We start from the raw sequence: 759 nt of genomic DNA on the forward strand, positions 1-759 counted from the left end.
AGACCACGCGCCCGTCGCGCGCCCGCGGCGCGCGCTGCGCCGGCCCGGAATGGCGCACCCGTCCAGCCCCGTCTGGGAGTCGTCATCGGATCGGCCGACCGACATCTTGCGCGGTGGATGTCTTCATTTGGCAATACGCGCGGTGTGCCGTCTGTTTACGCTTCAACAACCAAATGTTCATCGCCCATTAATAGAAGTAAAAACTCTTTTCTCTCCGTCCTTTAGGAAATTTTCATGCGCTGCTGTCACGCTCAGTCCGGGTTGGGAACGAGTAACAGGTGGCGTACCGATGACCGATGCCTATCGGGCCAGAGTAAAATACGTGATCGGACCGGACGGGGGACCGCTGACCATTGCGGATCTGCCGCCGCCGGACACGCGACGCTGGGTCATCCGCCGCAAGGCGGAAGTGGTCGCGGCCGTGCGCGGCGGGCTGCTGTCGCTTGAGGAAGCCTGCAAGCGCTACACGCTCACCGTCGACGAATTCCTCTCCTGGCAGGCGTCCATCGACCGTCACGGCCTCCCCGGCCTGCGGACCACGCGCATCCAGCATTACCGGCAGTAGCCGGCGCGCTCAGCCGCCGGCCGGACCGGCGGTTGCCAGCAGCGCGGCGATGAAGGCGCGCAGCCGCTCGCCGCGGTCTCCGGCGAACCCACGTTTTCGATCACCAGATCCGGCGCCACGTCCACGGACGGCGCGTGCGCGAGGCGCTCGGCGATCTCGGCGGCGTCTTCGCGCCCCCGCGCCGCAAGCCGCAT

General features: G+C 66.7%; 1 protein-coding gene and 1 pseudogene. One reads left to right on the forward strand and one right to left on the reverse strand.

Annotated elements, in window-relative coordinates:
* Nucleotides 1–289 precede the first annotated feature (289 nt).
* The gene (sciP, locus tag AC2W7M_RS26615; RefSeq protein ID WP_121622632.1) at nt 290–565 is read left to right on the forward strand and encodes a CtrA inhibitor SciP; all 276 of its coding nucleotides are present in this window, start codon (nt 290–292) and stop codon (nt 563–565) included.
* On the opposite strand, the pseudogene AC2W7M_RS26620 reads toward sciP, so the two are convergent.
* A pseudogene (locus tag AC2W7M_RS26620) lies at nt 553–759 on the reverse strand (hypothetical protein); the annotation flags it as partial. The gene sciP and the pseudogene AC2W7M_RS26620 sit on opposite strands and share 13 nt — an antisense overlap.

The organism is Xanthobacter sp. BG11Y11_SDJG, assembly GCF_057364445.1.